Below are 20,262 nucleotides of genomic sequence, written 5' to 3' on the forward strand. Positions count from 1 at the left end.
GAGCGGCGACTCCGTGTCGCTCGCACGGACGGCCACGAGCGCCGCCCCTTCAACAACCATGACGCTACCAGTCCGGTGCCCAGGTGTCGCCATCCGCGCCGCCGGAGGCATGCTGGGGCGGTGACGACGCACGACCTGCGCGCCGGTGCGGTGCTGCACGCCGACGACGGCACGGGCTACCGCGTGGAGGGTCCGCTGGCGGCCGGCGGCTTCGGCACCACCTACCGCGCCCACCGGCTCTCGCGCGCCGGCAACCCCACGCGCGCGGTGTGCCTCAAGGTCTGTGCCAGCCGGCACGACTGGCACGGGGAGGCGTTCTTCGGCCGGCTGCTCGGGGAGGAGCCGCGGGTGGTGCGACTGCTCGACGCGTTCGTCGCCGCGACCGGCGCGGGCGCGCGCCAGCGCCGACGTCACGTCCTGGTCTTCGAGCTGATGACCGAGGGCACGGTCTGGGAGGCGGTCGACGGCGGCCGCCTGCCGTGGCCGGAGAAACGCGTGCGCAACGAGATCAAGGCACTGCTGCGCGTGCTGGCGCGCCTGCACAACGCCGGCGTGACGCACCGCGACCTCAAGCCCGACAACGTCTTCCTGCGCGAGGGTCGCCTGGTGCTCGGCGACTTCGGCACGACCCGGATGACGCTCGATCCCACCCACAGCTTCGCCTCGGTGTTCGCCCCCGACTTCGCGCCCCGCGAGGTGCTCGAGCGCTTCCGGTGGGGCCAGGCCGACGACGTCTACCAGGTGGGGCTGCTGGCCGGAACACTGCTCTCGGGGGAGCTGTGGTGGAACGAGACCCCCTCGGCGAGGGCGCTCGCGGCACTGCCCGCGAGCGACGAGCTCAAGAGCTGGCTCTGGCACGCCACGGGCGCGCGGAGCAAGCGCTACCTCGACGCGGCCGACGCCGTCGCCGCCCTCGACGCGCTGGCGCGGACCTCGCTGGCACCGGGGCGTGCGCCGCGCACGCTCGCCGACCACCGGGTCGTCTTCGCCGGCCGCATCCCCGGCCTGCCCCGCCGCCAGGCGGCCGAGCTGGCGCGGGCCGCCGGGGCCCGGCCGCAGTCGCACGTCACCGACTCCACGACGCTGCTCGTGGTGGGTGCCGTCCGTGCGGGGAGCGCGGGCGACGGCGAGCAGCTCGACCTGTTCGCCACCCGGGAGCGGATCCGCCTCGGCCAGCCGATCCGGGTGATCAGCGCCGAGCAGTTCCAGCGCCTGGTCAGTCGCTGAGCATCAGTCGGCGAGCGGCGGTGCGACGACGCCGTCGCGGCGACCCGAGCGTGCCAGGGCCTCGGCCACGAACCCCGAGGCCTTGAGCTCCTCCACCAGCGCGGTCAACCAGGTCACCGTGGCCTCCGACCGCTCGCGCGTGGTGCCCACCGCCTGCTCGATCTGCATGAACGCGGGCTCCAGCACGCGCAGGCCACCCCGCGCGGCGGCCCAGTCCGTCACCGGCACCCGGATGCCGGCGCCCACCTCGAGATCCTGCTCGGCGAACACCTCGACGCCCTCGGCACCGCGCACCAGCTCGGCGTGCTGGAGGTTCCGGGTCAGGTAAAGATCGTAGGCCGAGCCCTGCTTGACGCCGATCCGCACGCCGGGGTGGTCGACCTCGTCGCTGCTGGAGATCGCCGAGCCCTCCGGCACCACGAAGGCGCCCTCGATCACCACGTAGGGCGCGGTGAACGCGACCGTCTCCGCGCGGGCCGGGTCGACGGCGAGGAAGCACAGGTCGGCGTCGCCGGTCGTGACCGCCGCGAGGGAGTCCTTGGCCGCGCCGAAGCAGACCAGCCCCAGCGGCAGCTCCAGCCGCTGCGCCACCTGCTGGGCGATCTCGACGGTGATGCCGCGCGGCTCCTCCGGCGTGCCCTGCGCCAGCACGGCGTTGCCCAGGTTGATGGAGGCGCGCAGGGTGCCGGTGGGGGCGAGGTCGGTACGGACGGCGTCGAGGTTCGTCACTGGTTCATCCTCGCTCATCGGAGCAGTGCCTGACGCGCCACGTCGTCGACGCGGGCGGCGAGCTGGCGGACCTGCGCCGCAGACCCGTCCCGCAGCACGCGTCGCGCCTGCTTCTCCCGGTCGCACCACGCGACGACGGCGAGGGTCTGCTGCCAGCGCCAGGCGATGCGGCCGACGGGGAGCGTGGGCGGGCCCGAGTGCCAGCGGTCGCTGGCGACCCGGGTGGCCAGTCTCGCCGACGTGGAGGGCAGTGGGCCGGGGGCCACCGAGTGCAGGTGCCGCCACGGCACCACGGTGTCCTGGCCGATCAGCGAGGTGAGCACCAGGGCGTCGTCGGTCAGCAGCACCCCTCCGCGGCCGCGGGCGGCCCGCCACGTCATCCACGCGGCGAGCGCCAGGAACGGCGGTCCTGCCAGGACGCCGACCGCGGGTGAGCGACGACCGCTGCTCTGCACGCCGTCGAGGACGGCGGCGACACCCAGCAGCAGCGCGGCGGCGCCGAAGGCAGCGGTGAACAGGCACAGGGCCACCACGTGACCGGGGCGCGCGGGCAGGTGCAGGGCGGCGCGGCCGGCGTGCTCCACCACGCGTACCTCGGCGTCAGGGGAGCGAGGCCCCACCAGGGCCCACCCGCCGCCGAGCGGCAGCGCCAGCAACGCGACGCCGCCGGCGGCCCACAGACCCGTGCCCAGCGCGACGAGCAGGGCGCCGCCGACTGCAGCCAGGACGGCGAAGGTGGTCGTGCTCAGCACCGCCACGGCGGCGCGGACGCGCGGGCGACCTGAGGCCGAGGTGTGCACCGGGTCAGCCTAGGTGTGACGGGAGGTAACAGCAGATGCCCTCTGTGGTGCGAGGTGAAGGTGGTCCAGACGGGGTACAGGGACCACATGATCGGATTCCTAGTTGCAGGCCTCATCATCGGCGCCCTCGCGCGCCTCGTCACTCCCGGCAAGCAGAGCCTCGGCATCCTTGCCACGCTCGGACTCGGCCTGGTCGGTTCGCTCATCGGTGGTCTGATCGCCCAGTTCTTCGGCACCGGCAGCATCTGGGAGCTGAACGTCATCGGGTTCGTCCTCGCCGTGGTGGCCGCCGTGCTGCTCATCGGCGTCGCCGAGTCGGTGGCGGGCAAGAGCAAGACCCGCGTCTGACCACACTCCGACGCGCGCGTCATCAACGACCCGGCCCTCCCCATGGGGGCCGGGTCGCGGCACGTCCGGGGCGAGTTCCGGGGCAGTTCGGACGCTGTTCACGTCGGCGGCGCCGCGGCTCCACCGAACGGGCGGACCGTCGTCGCATGGCCCCCCATCTCGGCACCCCGCTCCGCGAGCGCAGCGACGCCCTCGCGGACCGTGCCCGGCGACGCCCCCGCCACCGCCCCAGCCGCCCCCTGGTGATCGCCCACCGCGGCGCCTCCGGCTACCGCCCCGAGCACACGCTGGAGTCCTACCGGCTGGCCGCGCAGCTCGGCGCCGACTACCTCGAGCCCGACCTGGTGCCCACCCGCGACGGCGTCCTGGTCGCCCGGCACGAGAACAACCTGGTCGGCACCACCGACGTCGCCGTGCGCCCGGAGTTCGCCGACCGCCGCACCACCAAGGAGATCGACGGCCACCCGGTGACCGGCTGGTTCACCGAGGACTTCACCTACGCCGAGCTCAGCACCCTGCGCGCCGTGGAGCGGCTCCCGCTGGTGCGGCCCGGCAACGTCAGCCACGACGGCCGCTACCAGGTGCCCACCTTCGACGACGTGCTGCAGGTCGCCGCCGACGAGTCGTGGCGCCAGGGCCGCACCATCGGCGTCGCCCCGGAGACCAAGCACCCCGCCTACTTCACCTCCCTGGGGCTGGCTCCCGAGCAGGCCCTGGTGCGCTCGCTGGAGCGCTTCGGGCTGAGCCACCGCGAGGCGCCCGTGCTGGTGCAGTCCTTCGAGACCGACAACCTGCGTCTGCTGGGCCGGATGACGCCGGTGGCGCTGCTGCAGCTGGTCGACCTGCACCAGACCGAGCGGCTCACGCCGAGCGGCCTGCGCGCTGTGAGCACCTATGCGCGCTGGATCGGGCCGCACAAGCGACTGGTCACCGCCGAGGTGTGCGCCGAGGCCCACCGGGCCGGACTCAACGTGGCCGCCTGGACCGTGCGCCTGGAGAACCAGTTCCTGCCCGAGCGGCACCGCCGCGGCAGCGACCCGCACGCCGCCGGCGACCCGGCGGGGGAGACCCGCGACCTGGTGGCGGCCGGCGTCGACGCGATCTTCGCCGACCACCCCGACCTCGTCGCCGAGGCCTGCCACACGGTCTGACCCCGGACCGAGGACTACGGTCGAGGCATGGCCCGACCCTGCGTCTTCTGCTCGATCGTGGCGGGGGAGTCCGCCGCCGAGGTGGTGCTCGACGAGCCCGACCTGCTGGGCTTCCTCGACACCCGCCCCGTCTTCCGCGGTCACGTGCTGCTGGTGCCGCGTCAGCACGTGGTGACCCTCCCCGAGCTGCCGCCCCGGCTGCGCGACCCGTTCCTGGAGGCCGCCCAGCGCCTGGCGACGGCGGTGGTGGAGGGGCTGGGTGCCCAGGGCAGCTTCGTGGCGATGAACAACACCGTCAGCCAGTCGGTGCCGCACCTGCACCTGCACGTCGTCCCGCGCACCAAGGGCGACGGGTTGCGCGGCTTCTTCTGGCCGCGCACCCGCTACGACGACGGCGAGGCGGCCGAGCACGCCGCCCGGCTGCGCGCGGTGCTGCCGGCCCCGGGCGCGCCTCCCGCGGAGGACGACGCGGCCGGGTGAGGCTGCGCCGGTGACCCGGGCCCCCCGCACCCTGCTGACCGCTCTCCTCCCCGCTCTGCTCGCAGCCCTCCTCGGCGTCGGCCTGCTGAGCGCGTCCGCGACCGCGGCGCCCGCGCCGACGTCGTTCACCGCGAGCGTCACCTCGGCGCGCGAGGGCGAGACCGCCACGCTGACCTGGACCCTGCGCGACGCCGCCGGCTCCGAGGTGGTCGGGGCGCAGGTGCAGGTCGAGCGGCGACGGGGCGGCACCTGGGTGCCGCTGGCCACCGTGACGACCACCGGCGAGGGTCCCTACCTGCTGAGGGTGCTGGCACTGCGGGACCCGGAGGAGAACCGACTGCGCCTGCGCTGGCCGGGCGACGCCGAGCGCGGCGCCGCCCGAAGCGAGGTGAGCGTGCCGCTGGTGCGCCGGCGCGCCGCCGTCACCCTGAGCGGCCCGCAGCGACTCGTCGACGAGCGCACCGCCACCCTGCGCGTGCGGTGGACGGCTGACGGCGCCCCGGTCGCGGGCACTGCCGTCCTGCAGGGACGCACCGGCGGTGGCGCCTGGCGCGAGGCCGGCGAGGTGCGCACCGACGCGCGTGGCCGCGGCGTCATCGCCGTCCGGCCGCGCGTCGACACCCGCTACCGGGTGCGCACCCCGCAGCTGCCGTGGCTGGCCGGGGCGCGCAGCCGGGTGCTGGCCGTCGACAACGTGCCCCCGGGTCGGGTGGTCCGTCTGCCCGCTGCCGCGCCGCGACCGCGGATCACGCTGCCCCCGCAGGCCCGGGCCACGGGGGAGGGGCCGAACCTGCGGATCACCCCCATCCCCGACGGCGTGTGGCGCAGCATGGTGGGGCGCAGCTGGCGGGTCGGCTGCCCGGTGGGAAGGGCGGGTCTGCGGCTGATCCGCGTCAACTACTGGGGCTACGACGGCTACCGGTACCGCGGCGAGGTCGTGGGCGCGACGTCGGCGGCCGGGGCGATGGGCGCGGCGCTCGCCGCGATGCACCGGCAGCGGCTGCCCATCCGCGCGATGTACCGCGTCGACCGGTTCGGGTTCTCGCGACGCGTGAACGGCGGCGACGACCACGCCTCGATGGCGGCGGGCAACACCTCGGCGTTCAACTGCCGCTGGGTGGTCAACCGCCCCGGCGTCCGCTCGCCCCACTCCTACGGCCGCTCGCTCGACGTCAACCCGTGGGAGAACCCCTACCGCTCCGCGACCGGCCTGGTGCCCAACTCCTGGTGGCAGCCGCGCTCGCACCCGCTGGTGGCGTGGCGCTCCGGCAGCCACCGCGTCGTGCGGCTGATGCGCACCCACGGGCTGGCCTGGACCTACGGCACCGGCGACAACCACCACTTCGACGTCCGGCAGGCCGGACGGGTCGTGCGCTACCGCGGCTGTCTCAGGGTCCACTGCGACTGAAACGGCGCCCTCGCTACTGTGGCGGCGGTCCACGAGGACCGACCTACTTCCGCCCAGACCGCAGGAGGAACCCACCCATGGGCCGCTACGACGGACGAGTCGTCGTCATCACCGGAGCCGCACGAGGCATCGGCTTCGGCACCGCCACCCGCTTCGCCGAGGAGGGCGCCAGCGTCGCCGTCGTCGACCTCGACGAGGCCGCGGCCAGCGAGGCGGCCGGCCGGCTGCCCCTGACCGAGGGCGCCCGGGCCGTCGGCATCGGCGCCGACGTCAGCGACGGCGCCTCGGCCCAGGCCGCGATCGACCGTGTCGTGAGCGAGCTCGGCGGGATCCACGTGCTGGTCAACAACGCCGGCATCACCCGCGACAACCTGCTGTTCAAGATGACCGAGGACGACTGGGACCTGGTGATGGGCGTGCACCTCAAGGGCGCGTTCCTGATGACCAAGGCCGCCCAGAAGCACTTCGTGGAGCAGAAGTACGGCAAGATCCTCAACCTCTCCAGCGTCTCCGCGCTGGGCAACCGTGGTCAGGCCAACTACTCGGCCGCCAAGATGGGCGTGCAGGGCTTCACCCGCACCCTGGGCATCGAGCTCGGCCCCTTCGGCATCAACGCCAACGCGATCGCGCCCGGCTTCATCGCCACCGAGATGACCGACGCCACCGCCGCCCGTCTGGGCATCGAGGTCGACAAGTTCCGCGAGATGAACGCCGAGGCCAACCCGGTGCGTCGCGTCGGCTTCCCCGAGGACATCGCCGCCGCCGCGGCGTTCCTGTGCAGCGACGAGGCCTCCTACATCACCGGCCAGACGCTCTACGTCGACGGCGGCGCCAAGCTCGGCTGACCTGCCGGTCCGAGCCCGCGAGCTCTTCCGCGCGTGTCGCAGCCCGGATCGGGCTGCGACACGCGGCACACTCGAAAACCCACCGAGTGAGTGCAGTTTCGGAGGCTTCCCCATGGCAACCACCCCCACCCGCCCGACCAGCCGCTACCTCGGCGCGGCCACGGCCCTGGCGCTCTGCCTCGGCCTGGCCGCCTGCGGCGGAGCCGACGACGAGCAGACCCGTGCTGCGAGCGCCGTGCCGATCGCCGAGCAGCCCAACGGCGCGCCGGCCGACCCCGACACCTGGCCGCTGACCGGGCTCGAGGTCGCCCGCGGCTCCTCGAGCCAGAAGCACCCCGTGCTGGTGCTCAAGATGGACAACACCCCCGCCAGCGCGCCCCAGGTGGGGCTCGGCTCGGCCGACCTCGTGGTCGAGGAGCTCGTGGAGGGCGGGATGACCCGGCTCGCGGCCTTCTACTACTCGAAGGTCCCGCAGGACGCCGGGCCGGTGCGCTCGATGCGCGCCAGCGACATCGGCATCGTGGCGCCGGTGGGCGGCGACATGGTCACCAGCGGCGCGGCCGGCGTCACGATCTCGCGGGTGCAACGCGCCGGTATCGACTTCTTCGCCGAGGGGGCGCCCGGCTTCTACCGCGAGGGCGCGCGGTCGGCCCCGTACAACCTCTTCGTCGACCTCGCCGAGGTGGGTCACGAGGCCTCCCACGCCAAGGCCGCCCGCCCGGCGGACTACCTGCCGTGGGGAAAGCCTGCGGACCTCCCGGCCGGCCAGCCGGCGGGCTCCCTGGCGGCCACGTTCTCCGGCGGTCACACCACCAGCTGGACCCACGAGGGGACCGGCTACCGCAACGTGGGCTCCTTCGCGGCCGAGGGCGACGAGTTCGTGCCCGAGACCGTGCTGGTGCTGCGCGTGCCGGTGGGCGACGCCGGCTACCGCGACCCGGCGGGCAACCCCGTGCCGGAGACGCAGTTCACCGGCAAGGGCGAGGCGATGGTCTTCCACGACGGCCGACTCGTCCGCGGCACGTGGAGCAAGAAGGGCCTCGAGGCGCCGCTGGACCTCAGCACCCAGGCCGGCCCCCTGACCGTGCCGGCCGGCAAGGTGTGGATCGAGCTGGTGCCGCAGGACGGCGGCGAGGTGACCTTCCAGCCCTGACCGAGGGCCGGTCGGCCCGGGGGTCAGTCGGCGTCGATGCTCTCGGTGAGCACCTCGGGCAGCTCGACGCCGGCGTCGACCAGCGACTGGATGCCCGAGAGCATGAAGCCGACGGCGGTCCGCACGCGCAGGGCGGCGATCTCGGGCTCCTCCGAGGAGGCCACGACGTCGCCGGCGGCCGAGAGCGTGCCGAAGAAGATCCGCGCGAAGGTCTGCAGCATCTCCTCCTCCAGCTCCCAGGTGCCGGCGGAGAGCACGGCGCGCACGATCTCGACGACGTTGGCGTAGGTGGAGCGCTCCTCCTGCTCGCGGAAGCGCTCGTACCCCAGCACCGAGGGGCCCTCCTGGGTGACGATGCGCCGGTAGCGCGGCTCCTGCACGATGGCGAGGAACGCCTCGAGCCCGGAGAGCGCCTTCTGCCAGGCGTCGCCCTTGCCCTTGATGGCCTTCTGGATGGTGCGCGCCGAGTCGTTCTCGACCCGCTCGAAGACGGCCTCGAAGAGCGCCTGCTTGCCGGCGAAGTGGTGGTAGAGGGCGCCCTTGGTGACCCGGGCGCCCGCCACGATGCTGTCCAGCGAGGTGTTGGCGTAGCCCTGCTCGGTGAACAGCTCCTCGGCGACGTCGACCAGCGCGCGCTTGGTGGAGGCCGAATAGGCCGCGCGCCGCGAGGTACCGGTGACGCTGGGGACCTTCGGGACCTTGGGCACCAGCTTGCTCACCGAGGACTTGGGCATCCCCCGAGCATAGACACCCCGGCGGCGCTGGGTGGCGGCCGTCACGTGGGCGGAGTCACGGTGGTTGACCTTTGAATACTCCGGGTCGGCCCCATACCTTGGGTACGTACCTTCGGTATGCAGGATTCCCCCACGAGGAGTGACCATGACCTGGACCACCTTCCACCGTCGCGCCGACGTCCTGCGCGCCGTCATCACCACCGCCGACCGGCGCCGTGACGGCCGTCTGCCCATGGACGTCGAGGGCGTCGCCGAGACCTTCGGCGACGAGCTCTCGCTGCTGGCCACTCTGCAGCTGAAGTGGCACACCCGGCTCGCCGGCCGGATCGAGAACGTCATGGCCGCCCAGCCCGAGGACCTCGGGGGCGCCGTCGAGCAGGCCTGGCGCGAGATCGCGCTGGAGATGCCCGGGGTGCGGGCGCTGCTCGACCACTACCGGGCCGAGCCGCTGGACGACGCGATGGCCAGCGCGATGGCCCGCGCCACCCAGAAGGAGCACATGATGCTGGCCACCATGGCCGGTCGCTCCAGCGTCGGGGACACCAGCGCCGCCCCCGTGGGTGCCGCGCTGGAGGAGCGCGCCCGCGCCGCGCTGCTGGCCGCGCAGGGCGTGGTCACGCTCTCGTCCGAGCGTCGCTCGCCGTCGCTGCTGCAGCGGCTGAAGGCCGTCGTCGCGGCCTGACGCGCGTCCGACGGCAGGGGGCATGATGGCCCCATGACGGGAGCCGACCCGGACGACCTCGCCGCCGGCATGCTGCTGGTGGCCGCACCCACCCTGCTGGACGGCAACTTCTCCGGCACCGTGGTGCTGCTGCTCGACGTCAACGCCGACGGCGCCCTCGGCGTCGTGCTCAACCGCCCGGGCACCCTCCCGGTCGGCCACGTGCTCGAGGCCTGGCGCGAGGTGGTCTCCGAGCCGGCCGTGCTCTTCGAGGGCGGGCCGGTGGAGCAGCAGGGCGCGCTCGCCGTCACGCTCCTGCGCGGCCCCTGGAGCGCGGGTGAGGAGTCCGCCCAGCCGGGCTTCCGCGAGGTGGTCGGGCGGCTGGGGCTGCTCGACCTCGACACGCCCGTGGAGCTCGTCGCGGGCGCCATCGGCCGGCTGCGCGTCTTCGCCGGCTACGCCGGGTGGGGGCGCGGCCAGCTGCAGCGCGAGGTCACCGAGGGCTCCTGGTACGTCGTGCCCGCGCTGGCCGAGGACGTCTTCCTCGCCGACGAGGACCACCTCGTCGACCTGCCGCGCCGGGTGCTGGCCCGCCAGCCCGGCGACCTCGCCCAGCACTCCACCCGGCCACTGGACCCCGAGCTCAACTGAGTGCGGGAGACCCCCCGCGGAGAGGTAGGGTGAGGACCGTGAGTTCCTTCGGCTTCGGGTCCACCGCCGTCGACACCGACGTGCGGGAGGACGAGCGCACCGTCCCCACCGACGAGGGCGACCACGAGCGGTTCTCGCACTACGTCGAGAAGGAGAAGCTCACCGAGGCGATGGTGATGGGTACGCCCGTCGTGGCGCTGTGCGGCAAGGTCTGGGTGCCCAGCCGCGCGCCCGAGAAGTTCCCCGTCTGCCCCGAGTGCAAGGACGTCTGGGAGAACCTCCAGGACGACAAGGAGTGACCCGGGGCGACGACGCCGCCCTCACTCCCGCGCTCACCCCGGCCTGGCCCGAGCGCGCGGCCTGGGGCACGGCCCCCTCGCTGCGCGCCTGGCAGTCCGCGGCGATGCGCGACTACCTCGAGCGGCAGCCGCGCGACTTCCTGGCCGTCGCCACCCCCGGCGCGGGCAAGACGACGTTCGCGCTCTCGGTGGCCGCCGAGCTGATCGGTCGCCGGGTGGTCGACCGCCTGGTCATCGTCGCGCCGACCGAGCACCTCAAGACCCAGTGGGCCGAGGCCTCGGCCCGCGCGGGCATCCCGGTCGACCCCACCTACTCCGCGGGCAAGGGCAAGGTCTCCAGCGACTACCTCGGCGTCGCCGTCACCTACGCCGGCGTGGCGGTCAACCCGCTGGCGATGCGCATCCGCACCGAGCGCTTCAAGACCCTGGTGATCCTCGACGAGGTGCACCACGCGGGCGACGCGCTCTCGTGGGGCGAGGGCGTGCACGAGGCGTTCCAGCCCGCCGCGCGACGCCTCGCCCTCACCGGCACGCCCTTCCGGTCCGACGTCAACCCGATCCCGTTCGTGACCTACGCACCCGGGGAGGACGGCGTGCCGCGCTCGGTCGCCGACTTCACCTACGGCTACGCCGAGGCGCTGCGCGACCACGTGGTGCGACCGGTGATGTTCCTGGCCTACTCCGGGCAGATGCAGTGGCGCACGCGCGCCGGTGACGAGGTGGCCGCCACGCTGGGCGAGCCGCTCACCCAGGACCTCACCAACCAGGCCCTGCGCACCGCCCTGGACCCGAAGGGGTCCTGGGTGCCCACGGTGCTCGAGGCCGCCGACACCCGCCTGGCCGAGGTGCGCCGTCACGTGCCCGACGCCGGCGGGCTGGTGATCGCCACCGACCAGGACTCCGCGCGCGCCTACGCCTCGATCCTGGCCTCGATCACGGGTGAGAAGCCCACGCTGGTGCTCTCGGACGAGAAGGCCTCCTCGCGGCGGATCGCCGACTTCAGCGCGGGCGACCAGCGCTGGATGGTGGCGGTGCGGATGGTCTCCGAGGGTGTCGACGTGCCGCGGCTGACCGTCGGCGTGTACGCCACGACCACCTCGACGCCGCTGTTCTTCGCCCAGGCCATCGGTCGCTTCGTGCGGGCGCGCGCCCGGGGCGAGAGCGCCTCGATCTTCGTGCCCTCGGTGCCGCGGCTGCTGGGGTACGCCGGCGAGCTGGAGCGCCAGCGCGACCACGTGCTGGGCCGCAAGGTCACCGACGAGACCGACCTGTTCGCCGCCGAGAAGGAGCTGATGGCACGGGCGGAGGCCACCGAGTCGACGCCGGACGAGGCGCTGCCGTTCGAGGCGCTCGGCTCCGAGGCGCGCTTCGACCACGTGCTGTACGACGGTGCCTCCTTCGGGCACGAGGGCGAGGTGGCCGCCGGGTCGGAGGAGGAGATGGACTTCCTGGGTATCCCGGGCCTGCTGGAGCCCGACCAGATGCGCGAGCTGCTGGCCCACCGCCAGAGCCAGCGGGCCAAGACCCGCCGCGCGCAGCCGGCGGCAGCGGATGCGGCCGAGCCCGACGAGACCACGCGCGCGGTGGCCACCCACGAGCAGCTCTCGCTGCTGCGCCGCGAGCTCAACGGGCTGGTGGGGGCCTGGCACCACCGGACCGGTCAGGCGCACGGCATCACGCACGCAGCGCTGCGCAAGGAGTGCGGGGGTCCGGCGGCCGCCGTCGCGACCGCCGAGCAGCTGCAGGCGCGCATCGACCGGGTGCGCGACTGGGCGGCTCGCCGCACCTCCTAGCGGGCACCTCCTGGCACTAGGGTCGGACCGTGCCCGCCGAGACCTCCCAGACGCTCGACCGGGGCCTGCGGGCTCTCGAGCTCCTGGCCGGGGTGCGCGGCGGGCTGACCGTCACCGAGCTCGCCGCCCGGCTCCACGTCAACCGCACGGTGGCCTACCGGCTGGTGACGACGCTCGAGCAGCACTCGCTGGTGCGCAAGGACCTGCGCGGTCGCCTGCACATCGGGCTGGGCATGCTGCCCCTGGCCTCCGCGGTGCAACCGGTGCTGCGCGACGTCGCGGCGCCGGTGCTCCGCGAGCTGGCCGAGGCGGTGGGGTGCACCGCCCACCTGACCGTGGCCGACGGTGGTCAGGCCCTCGCCCTCGCGGTGGTGGAGCCCTCGTGGACCGACTTCCACGTCAGCTACCGGGTGGGCTCGCGCCACGCCCTCGACCAGGGCGCCGCCGGCAAGGCGGTGCTGCTGGGCCGCAGCAGCGGGGAGTGCGCCGCGGCCTACGTGGTGACGGCGGGGGAGCTGCAGCCGGGAGCCCGCGGGCTGGCCGCGCCGCTGCTCGGGCTGGAGGGGCTCGAGGCCAGCGTCGGCATCGTGACCCTCGGCGACCTCGCCGTCGACGAGGTGGGGGCCCGGGTGGTCGAGGCCGCCCGGCGACTCAGCGAGAGCCTGCGCCCGCACGCGATTACCGCACCGGGTGCGCCGCGTCAATAGCCCGCGTGGGGGGTGAGGCTCGCACGCTCGGCGCATGACCGCGCGCATCCGGTCGACCTAACCTTGCCGGACCCTCCCGGGCGTCGCCTTCTGGCTCCCGGGTCGTTGGACCCCTGTTGCACCCGTGCACACCCCCACGGTGACGTCCCCCGCGTCACCGGTGCACCCCCGGCATCCCCCGTGCCGGGACGACCTGTCCCCGCAGGCCGTCGACCGCTCCACCTGCACCACCGCACGACACCCCCCACACCCCCCACACCAAGGACTGCCCCCCACATGTCCGTTCAGTCAGGCACCCCTGCCCACCCCTGCCCCCGTCCCTCCCGCCCCCTCCTCGGCCGATCCGCCGGACGTCTCGGCGCCCTGGCCCTGAGCCTGGGCCTCGGCGTCACCATGGCCTCGGCCGTCTCCGTGCCCGCCGAGGCCGACGGCTCGTCGGTGGCGTACGCCGGCCGCCAGCCCGCCCTGCCCGGCGGCAACGTGGCGCTCACCTGGGCGCCGCTCTACATGGCCAACGACCACGAGTACACCCGCGCCGAGTCCGAGCGCCTGGCCAAGCGCTTCGACCTGGTCGCAGCCGTGCCCTTCGGCCTCGCGGACCACTCGGCCGCGATGCGCCGGGTCAACCCCGACCTCACGCTGCTGGCCTACTCCAACGCCACCCTCGGCGACCCCGACGACGTGCGCGGCCTGCCCGAGGCGGCCTTCGCGCACACCGCCGGCGGCGCGCGGATCAAGGCGCCGGCCTGGGGCACCTACCTCATGCAGCCCGACAACGCGCAGTGGCGGGCCAAGGCCGACAGCATCTGCCGCGAGAAGGCCGACCTCGGCGGCTTCGACGGTTGCCTGGTCGACATGCTGACCCTCGGCATCTACGCCAAGGGCGAGGCGACCGGGCAGCCCGCCGAGCCCGGCACCAACCGCACCTGGTCGCAGGCGGAGTACCGCGACCACATGATCAAGCTGGCCGCCGACCTGCGTCGCCGCTCGCCCGACCTGGTGCAGGTGGGCAACATGATCGAGAACTCCTACCGCTACTGGGAGTCCGACGTGCCCTCGCGCCCGCTGGTCGCCAGCTCGCCCAGCGCCCAGATGGAGGACTTCCTGCGCGGCGCCCACGACGGGGCCGGTGAGTTCCCGACCGTCGCCGAGTGGCGCAAGAACGTGCAGGTGATCACCGACATGGAGGCCTCCGGCAAGATCGGCCTCTTCACCACCAAGGTGTGGTCCGGAAGCCGCGCGATCGCCAAGCAGTGGCAGTCCTACGCGATGGCCTCCTTCCTGATGGGCGCCAACGGCAAGAGCTTCTTCGCCTTCACGAAGAGCCGCGACAAGCGGGGCGCCTCGCAGACGCAGGGCGAGTACCCGATGCCCAACAACCTCGGTCTGCCCCAGGGCGCCATGCAGGAGACCGGCAACGGCGCCTTCATCCGCGAGTTCGCCAACGGCGCCGCCGTCGTCAACCCCACGCGCGAGTCGGTGCGGGTCGACCTCGGTCGCACGATGAGTGGGCTCGGAAGCGGCACCGGTCAGAGCAGCGTCGTCGTCCCCGCTCTCAGCGGCAACGTCTTCGTCGTCGGCGGCACCCCCGCGCCGGCCAGGCCCGCCATCGACACGCTGGGCAAGGGCAAGCCGAAGGCCAAGACCGTGCGCGCCGGCCGCTGGACCCGCGTGGCGGTCAAGGTGGCCAACCCCGGCGGCAAGGCCACCCCGGGCGGCTGGCTGCGCGCCACCGGCGGCAAGGTCGCCTCGAAGAAGGTCCGGGTGCCCTCGCTGCGCCCCGGCCGGGCGAAGGTCGCCCGCGTGAAGTTCCGAATCAAGGCCCGTCCCGGTCGCGCCGCGGTCAAGCTGGTCTACGTGGCCGGCGGCAAGCGCGACGTCGTCAAGATCCCGCTCAAGGTCGTGCGAGGCCGGCGCTGACACCCGCGCGCACCAGGGGAAGCACCCGGTAGGGCACCTGGGTGGCCAGCGCCATGACCGTGGCGCTGCGCCGGATGCCCGGGAGCCCCACCACCTGGTCGATCACCCGTTGCAGGTCCGCGTTGCTGCGCGAGACCACGCGGCACCACAGGTCCCCGGTGCCGGTGATGGTGTGCACCTCCAGCACCTCGGGGATCCCGGCCAGGGCGTCGGCCACGGGGGTGTGGCCGGCGTCCTGGCTGATCTCGAGGGTCAGGAACGCCGTCACCGGGTAGCCGAGCGCCTCGGGCGAGAGCTCGGGGCCCCACCCGGTGATCACGCCGGTGGCCTCGAGACGGTCCAGCCGGGCCTGGACGGTGCCGCGGGCCACACCGAGCCGCCGCGAGGCACCCAGCACGCCGATGCGCGGCTCGTCGGTGAACAGGGCGAGCAGAGTGCGGTCCAGGTCGTCCATCCGAGCCCTCTCGACTGAGCAGGTTGTCCAGCGTGTCGCGGTGCGATGGCACAGTATGCCCGGCCAGCGGCACGATGTGACGCATGACGACCTCCGAGATCGCCTCCACCGGTGCCGCCCTGACCGTCGACGAGATGCGCGCCGACCTGACCCTCGAGCAGCTGCGCGAGCTCGTCGGCCTCGTGGAGTACGACGCCAGCCGCGACCCCTTCCCGGTCACCGCGCTGGACGCCGTCTGCTTCGTGGCGGGCAACGCCACCCAGACCGCGCTGTACTACCAGCTGGTGATGGGCATGCGCCTGGAGGCCTACCAGGGCCCGGAGACCGGGCACCGCGAGCACCGCTCGTTCGTGCTGCGCTCGGGCAGCGCCCGCTTCGTCGTCACCGGGGGAGTGACGCCGGGCAGCCCACTGCTCGACCACCACCGCCGCCACGGCGACGGCGTCGTCGACCTGGCCCTGGAGGTGCCCGACGTCGACCGCTGCATCGCCCACGCCCGCTCGGTGGGCGCCACCGTGCTGGTGGAGCCGCACGACGTCAGCGACGAGCACGGCACCGTGCGCACCGCGGCGATCGCCACCTACGGCGAGACCCGGCACACGCTGGTGGACCGCAGCCGCTACGACGGCCCCTACCTGCCGGGCTACCAGGCGCGCACCAGCACGGTCGAGCACGCCAGGCTGCCCGGGGGCGGCGAGCGCCTCTTCGAGGCCGTCGACCACTGCGTCGGCAACGTGGAGCTGGGCCGGATGGACGAGTGGGTGGAGTTCTACCACCGGGTGATGGGCTTCTCGAACATGGCCGAGTTCATCGGCGACGACATCGCCACCGAGTACTCCGCCCTGATGAGCAAGGTCGTGGCCAGCGGCAACCACCGGGTGAAGTTCCCGCTCAACGAGCCCGCCATCGCGCAGAAGCGCTCGCAGATCGACGAGTACCTGGAGTTCTACGACGGCGCCGGCTGCCAGCACCTGGCCCTGGCCACCAGCGACATCCTGCGCAGCGTCGACGCCCTGCGCGCCCGCGGCGTCGAGTTCCTCACCACCCCCGACTCCTACTACGACGACCCCGAGCTGCGCGCGCGCATCGGCGAGGTGCGGGTGCCCATCGAGGAGCTCAAGAGCCGGGGCATCCTGGTGGACCGCGACGAGGACGGCTACCTGCTGCAGATCTTCACCAAGCCGCTGGGCGACCGGCCGACGGTGTTCTTCGAGCTGATCGAGCGGCACGGCTCGCTGGGCTTCGGCAAGGGCAACTTCAAGGCGCTGTTCGAGGCCATCGAGCGCGAGCAGGAGGCACGCGGCAACCTCTGAGCCCCGGGGCCGTGGGGGTCTTTGCAGAGCACTGCTCCAGCGGGCGAGCACCGATCTGCGACGAGGACCAATCCGTCCAGGGTGGTCGCCCCGAAGCATGGGTGACACTCGCTCCCCGCGACCTGATTCGGAGAACTCATCATGGCCCTCAACCGCACCCGTACCCGTACGATCGCCGGCGTCGTCGGCGCCCTGCTCATCGCTGCCCCCCTGGCCGCCTGCTCGAGCGAGGACGAGGGCTCGGGCTCCGGCGGCAGCAGCAGCTCCTCCGCGCCCGAGCCGGTGGCCGTCGTCGAGGACGTCAAGGGCCAGACCACGCAGGTCACCCTCGACCAGGGCTTCGTCGACGCCATCACCGGCCTGGGCCTGACCCCCGCCGCCGTCGGTGGCGGCGAGCTGGTCGACGGCGCCCTGCGCTTCCCGATCAGCGGTGGCAACGTCACCGTGTTCACGCCCGGCGAGGTCTCGCCGTACGTGATCGGCCAGCTGCAGCACGAGGGCTCGGGCTTCACCCTCACCGCCGGTGACACCGAGGTCACCATCGGCAACCTCAACGTCGACCCGGGCGTCTCGCGCGTCTACGGCGACGTGCTGCTCAACGGCGACCCGGTGGTCTCCAGCGCCTACATCTTCCGGCTCAACGGCTCCACGCTGATGCCGCTGGAGGCGGACGCCGACGCGGGCACCGCCACGCTCGAGGGCACCGAGGTCTACGTCTCCGACGTCGCCGCGCAGCTGCTCAACGACACCTTCGGCACCGACGCCGTCACCGACCAGCTGCTGGTCGGCATCGCCAAGATCACCGTCAACACCGGCGCCGGCAGCTGATCTCACCCCCCTGCCGGGGACGTTGACAGTATCGCTGTCACGGTGCAGGGTGGGCGGTCATGAACCGACCCACCCTGCACCGTTCTGCGTCCCGTGACATCTCCGGGATGACGGTCGTCGTCACCGGTGGTGCCCGCGGCATCGGCCGCGCCACCGTCGAGCGGCTGGCCGGTCACGGCGCCGCGGTCGCCGTGGGCGACCTCGACCTCGAGCTGGCCGAGTCCGTGGCCGCGCCGCTCGGCAGCCGGGTGCGTGCCGCCCGCCTCGACGTCACCTCCCCGGAGTCGTGGAGCAGCTTCCTCGACGCGGTCGCCGAGCTCGGGCCGATCGACGCGCTGGTCAACAACGCCGGCATCATGCCGCTGGGCTCGGTGCTCAAGGAGCCCGAGTCGGTGAGCCGGGCGATCATGGACGTCAACGTCCACGGCCCCATCAACGGCACCAAGGCCGTCGGCCCCGGCATGGTCGAGCGTGGCCGTGGCCACATCGTCAACGTCGCCTCGGCCGTGGGTCGGGTGGCGGTGGCCGACGGTGCCACCTACAGCGCCTCCAAGTTCGCAGCCGTCGGCTTCAGCGAGGCCACCCGCGCCGAGCTGGCGCCGCACGGCATCGACGTCAGCGTCGTGCTCCCCGCCGTGGTGCGCACCGAGCTCTCCGCCGGCGTTCCGGAGGCGCGCGGCGTCAAGTCGGTCAGCGCCGACGACGTCGCGGCCGTCATCGAGTCGGTGCTCCAGCGACCGCGCGCCGAGACCTGGGTGCCGCGCTACGGGCAGTACGTCAGCAAGCCGACGCTGCTGCTGCCCCACAGCTGGCAGGACGCCGTCGCCCGGGCCTTCAAGGCCGACAGCGTGCTCGCCTCGGCCGACCCCGCCGCCCGCGCCGCCTACGAGGAGCGGGTGCGCTCGCAGGGCTAGGCAGGGCGCCCTTCAGGGCCGCACACGGACGGCGAGCACGGCGATGTCGTCCTCGGGCACCTCGGGCACCAGCACGGTGAGCAGGTGGTCCAGGAGGTCGTCGAGCGGCCGGCCGGCGGCCTGCTGCGCGGCCTCGCGCAGCCGCGCGAGCCCGACCGAGAGGCAGGTGTCGCGCCGCTCGACCAGACCGTCGGTGACCAGCAGCAGCACCGAGCCGGGCTCGAGCAGCACCTCCTGCTCCTGGCGCGACTGCGCGGGGTCGACGCCGAGCAGCAGGTCGGGGTCCCCCCGGTCGAGCAGGCACGCGCGCCCCGAGGGGTCGAGCACCACGGGCGGCGGGTGACCCGCGTTGGACCACACCAGCCGGTGTGCGCCTCCGGGGGCCGCCGGTGGCTCGAGCCGGCCGAGGACGGCGCTGGCGACGGTGTCGACGTCGAGGGAGAGCAGGGCGTCGTCGAGCAGGGCGAGCGCCTCGGCCGGGTGCTCCTCGGCCGAGAGCGCCGCCATGCGCAACATGCTGCGCAGCTCGCCCATCCGCGCGGCCGCGGAGATGTCGTGGCCCGAGGCGTCACCGATCATCAGCTGGGTCGCACCCGAGGGCATCAGCACCGCGTCGTACCAGTCGCCGCCCACCTGGGCCCGGGCGGCGGCGGGCAGGTAGCGGCCGGCCAGGTCGAGCGTGGCGGGGGTGGGGAGTCGCGGCAGCAGGGCCTGCTGCAGCGTCAGGGCGACGTCGAGCCGCTCCTGGTGCAGCGTGGCGCGCTGCAGCGCCTGCGCGGTGTAGGAGGCCATCGCCGCGATCGTGACGCGGTCCTCGTCGGAGAAGCTGCGGGTGCCCGGCCACACCAGCGCCATCGCCCCGTAGTCCACGTCGCCAGCGCGCAGCGGCACGAACGCGCGCGCCTCACCGAGCTGGTGCGGGTTGGCCAGGTGCGGGTGCTCGCCGTTCTGGGTGGCGCGGTCGCCGTAGTAGACGCCGCGGCCGGTGAGGAGCGCGGTGCCCAACGGGTTGCTCTCGTCGAGCGGCAGCACGGCGAACGTGGCGGCCGAGAGCCACGAGGAGTCGGCGTCCTCCTGGAAGTGCAGCGTCTCGGTGGAGCGCTCGTCCGCGGTGGCGGGGGGACGCCCCAGGTGACCGACCACCCGGTCCGCCGGCCGCAGCCAGATGCCGGCGCGCTCGCAGCCGAGGTGGCGCGTGCTCACCCGGGCGACGGCGGTGACGACGTCGGCCAGGGTCTCGGTGCTGCCGAGGCCGGTGCTGAGGTTGAGCAGCACGCGGCTGCGCTCGCCCAGCTGCTCGGCGGAGCGGAGCGCGGCCATCGTCCGGTCGCGGTTGCTGTGGGCGACCAGCTCGGCCGTGCAGGCGGCCGCCAGGTCGGCGAGGGTGGCCACCTCGTCCTCGGTCCACGACCGGGGCTCGGTGTCGATGGCGCACAGCGACCCCACCACCTCGCCGGAGGCGTCGCGCAGCGGCCAGCCCGCGTAGGCGACGACGCCGAGGTCGCGGATGGCCAGGTTCGAGCGCAGCCGGTCGTCGCGGCGCGCGTCCTCGACCACGAGCGGGGCGGCGTCGGCCACCACGTACTGGCAGAACGAGTGCGTCAGCGGGGTCTCCCGCGCCGCGTCGACCTCCGGCGGCAGACCGCTGGCCCCGTGGAAGACCTGGCGCTCGGGCTCGACCAGCGAGACCAGCCCCACGGGGACGTCGAGCAGGCGACGCACCAGGCGGGCGTAGTGGTCGAAGGCGCCGGTCTCCTGCACGCGCACCGCCTTCGGGTCTCCACGCCGGGCCCCCGGACGGGGCGGGCGGTCGCGGTCACCAGTATCGGGTGCGAGCGGGGGGAGCG

Annotated in this window: 21 protein-coding genes; 16 read left to right on the plus strand and 5 right to left on the minus strand. The window is 73.7% G+C overall.

Annotated elements, in window-relative coordinates:
• Positions 1 to 120: 120 nt before the first annotated feature.
• The gene (locus ABD948_RS06970) at positions 121 to 1,227 is read left to right on the plus strand and encodes a protein kinase domain-containing protein (RefSeq protein ID WP_345264016.1); all 1,107 of its coding nucleotides are present in this window, start codon (positions 121 to 123) and stop codon (positions 1,225 to 1,227) included.
• Between the two features lie 3 nt (positions 1,228 to 1,230).
• Here ABD948_RS06970 and ABD948_RS06975 read toward each other — a convergent pair whose 3' ends face one another.
• The gene (locus ABD948_RS06975) at positions 1,231 to 1,956 is read right to left on the minus strand and encodes a transporter substrate-binding domain-containing protein (RefSeq protein WP_345264018.1); all 726 of its coding nucleotides are present in this window, start codon (positions 1,954 to 1,956) and stop codon (positions 1,231 to 1,233) included.
• A 14-nt stretch (positions 1,957 to 1,970) separates the two neighbouring features.
• Complete coding sequence (locus ABD948_RS06980; protein ID WP_345264020.1) at positions 1,971 to 2,756, minus strand: hypothetical protein; 786 nt, start codon at positions 2,754 to 2,756, stop codon at positions 1,971 to 1,973.
• A gap of 87 nt (positions 2,757 to 2,843) precedes the next feature.
• On the opposite strand from ABD948_RS06980, the gene ABD948_RS06985 reads away from it, so the two are divergent.
• The 6 genes from ABD948_RS06985 (at position 2,844) to ABD948_RS07010 (ending at position 8,141) form a co-directional block, all read left to right on the plus strand.
• The gene (locus tag ABD948_RS06985; RefSeq protein WP_345264022.1) at positions 2,844 to 3,104 is read left to right on the plus strand and encodes a GlsB/YeaQ/YmgE family stress response membrane protein; all 261 of its coding nucleotides are present in this window, start codon (positions 2,844 to 2,846) and stop codon (positions 3,102 to 3,104) included.
• 146 nt (positions 3,105 to 3,250) lie between these two features.
• Positions 3,251 to 4,255 (plus strand): glycerophosphodiester phosphodiesterase family protein, encoded by a 1,005-nt coding sequence (locus tag ABD948_RS06990; protein WP_345264024.1) that lies wholly within the window; start codon positions 3,251 to 3,253, stop codon positions 4,253 to 4,255.
• Between the two features lie 27 nt (positions 4,256 to 4,282).
• The gene (locus tag ABD948_RS06995) at positions 4,283 to 4,735 is read left to right on the plus strand and encodes an HIT family protein (protein ID WP_345264028.1); all 453 of its coding nucleotides are present in this window, start codon (positions 4,283 to 4,285) and stop codon (positions 4,733 to 4,735) included.
• 10 nt (positions 4,736 to 4,745) lie between these two features.
• The gene (locus tag ABD948_RS07000; RefSeq protein ID WP_345264030.1) at positions 4,746 to 6,143 is read left to right on the plus strand and encodes a M15 family metallopeptidase; all 1,398 of its coding nucleotides are present in this window, start codon (positions 4,746 to 4,748) and stop codon (positions 6,141 to 6,143) included.
• Positions 6,144 to 6,220: 77 nt separating this feature from the next.
• Positions 6,221 to 6,988, plus strand: coding sequence for an SDR family NAD(P)-dependent oxidoreductase (locus ABD948_RS07005; RefSeq protein WP_345264032.1), 768 nt, complete (start codon positions 6,221 to 6,223; stop codon positions 6,986 to 6,988).
• A gap of 112 nt (positions 6,989 to 7,100) precedes the next feature.
• On the plus strand, positions 7,101 to 8,141 hold the full coding sequence (locus ABD948_RS07010) for a DUF3048 domain-containing protein (RefSeq protein WP_345264034.1): 1,041 nt from the start codon (positions 7,101 to 7,103) through the stop codon (positions 8,139 to 8,141).
• 23 nt (positions 8,142 to 8,164) lie between these two features.
• Here ABD948_RS07010 and ABD948_RS07015 read toward each other — a convergent pair whose 3' ends face one another.
• On the minus strand, positions 8,165 to 8,875 hold the full coding sequence (locus ABD948_RS07015) for a TetR/AcrR family transcriptional regulator (protein WP_345264036.1): 711 nt from the start codon (positions 8,873 to 8,875) through the stop codon (positions 8,165 to 8,167).
• A 145-nt stretch (positions 8,876 to 9,020) separates the two neighbouring features.
• On the opposite strand from ABD948_RS07015, the gene ABD948_RS07020 reads away from it, so the two are divergent.
• The 6 genes from ABD948_RS07020 (at position 9,021) to ABD948_RS07045 (ending at position 14,906) form a co-directional block, all read left to right on the plus strand.
• Positions 9,021 to 9,557: a hypothetical protein gene (locus ABD948_RS07020; protein WP_345264038.1), complete on the plus strand. Its 537-nt coding sequence runs from the start codon at positions 9,021 to 9,023 to the stop codon at positions 9,555 to 9,557.
• 33 nt (positions 9,558 to 9,590) lie between these two features.
• Entirely contained in the window at positions 9,591 to 10,187 is a 597-nt protein-coding gene (locus ABD948_RS07025) for a YqgE/AlgH family protein (protein ID WP_345264040.1), read from the plus strand.
• A 38-nt stretch (positions 10,188 to 10,225) separates the two neighbouring features.
• Complete coding sequence (locus ABD948_RS07030) at positions 10,226 to 10,486, plus strand: DUF3039 domain-containing protein (RefSeq protein WP_425576535.1); 261 nt, start codon at positions 10,226 to 10,228, stop codon at positions 10,484 to 10,486.
• A complete protein-coding gene (locus tag ABD948_RS07035) occupies positions 10,483 to 12,279 on the plus strand; it encodes a DEAD/DEAH box helicase (RefSeq protein WP_345264042.1) in 1,797 nt (598 codons plus the stop codon). Before ABD948_RS07030 ends, ABD948_RS07035 begins: the two co-directional genes overlap by 4 nt.
• Positions 12,280 to 12,308: 29 nt before the next feature.
• Positions 12,309 to 12,986 carry an IclR family transcriptional regulator gene (locus ABD948_RS07040; RefSeq protein ID WP_345264044.1) on the plus strand — a complete coding sequence of 226 codons (678 nt, stop codon included), beginning with the start codon at positions 12,309 to 12,311 and terminating at the stop codon, positions 12,984 to 12,986.
• A gap of 276 nt (positions 12,987 to 13,262) precedes the next feature.
• Entirely contained in the window at positions 13,263 to 14,906 is a 1,644-nt protein-coding gene (locus ABD948_RS07045) for a putative glycoside hydrolase (RefSeq protein ID WP_345264046.1), read from the plus strand.
• On the opposite strand, the gene ABD948_RS07050 is transcribed toward ABD948_RS07045, so the two are convergent.
• A complete protein-coding gene (locus ABD948_RS07050; RefSeq protein ID WP_345264048.1) occupies positions 14,881 to 15,360 on the minus strand; it encodes an Lrp/AsnC family transcriptional regulator in 480 nt (159 codons plus the stop codon). The two genes, ABD948_RS07045 and ABD948_RS07050, sit on opposite strands and share 26 nt — an antisense overlap.
• 83 nt (positions 15,361 to 15,443) lie before the next feature.
• Between ABD948_RS07050 and hppD the strand changes: the two genes are divergently transcribed.
• The 3 genes from hppD to ABD948_RS07065 all read left to right on the plus strand — a co-directional run bounded on the left by hppD (position 15,444) and on the right by ABD948_RS07065 (position 18,415).
• The gene (gene hppD / locus ABD948_RS07055) at positions 15,444 to 16,673 is read left to right on the plus strand and encodes a 4-hydroxyphenylpyruvate dioxygenase (RefSeq protein ID WP_345264050.1); all 1,230 of its coding nucleotides are present in this window, start codon (positions 15,444 to 15,446) and stop codon (positions 16,671 to 16,673) included.
• Positions 16,674 to 16,814: 141 nt separating this feature from the next.
• Complete coding sequence (locus ABD948_RS07060; protein ID WP_345264052.1) at positions 16,815 to 17,501, plus strand: hypothetical protein; 687 nt, start codon at positions 16,815 to 16,817, stop codon at positions 17,499 to 17,501.
• Between the two features lie 59 nt (positions 17,502 to 17,560).
• Positions 17,561 to 18,415 carry an SDR family oxidoreductase gene (locus ABD948_RS07065; RefSeq protein ID WP_345264054.1) on the plus strand — a complete coding sequence of 285 codons (855 nt, stop codon included), beginning with the start codon at positions 17,561 to 17,563 and terminating at the stop codon, positions 18,413 to 18,415.
• 12 nt (positions 18,416 to 18,427) lie between these two features.
• Here ABD948_RS07065 and ABD948_RS07070 read toward each other — a convergent pair whose 3' ends face one another.
• Positions 18,428 to 20,176 (minus strand): SpoIIE family protein phosphatase, encoded by a 1,749-nt coding sequence (locus tag ABD948_RS07070; RefSeq protein ID WP_345264056.1) that lies wholly within the window; start codon positions 20,174 to 20,176, stop codon positions 18,428 to 18,430.
• Between the last annotated feature and the right edge of the window lie 86 nt (positions 20,177 to 20,262).

It is taken from the genome of Nocardioides nanhaiensis (assembly GCF_039542785.1).
Classification (GTDB): Bacteria; Actinomycetota; Actinomycetes; order Propionibacteriales; family Nocardioidaceae; genus Nocardioides; species Nocardioides nanhaiensis.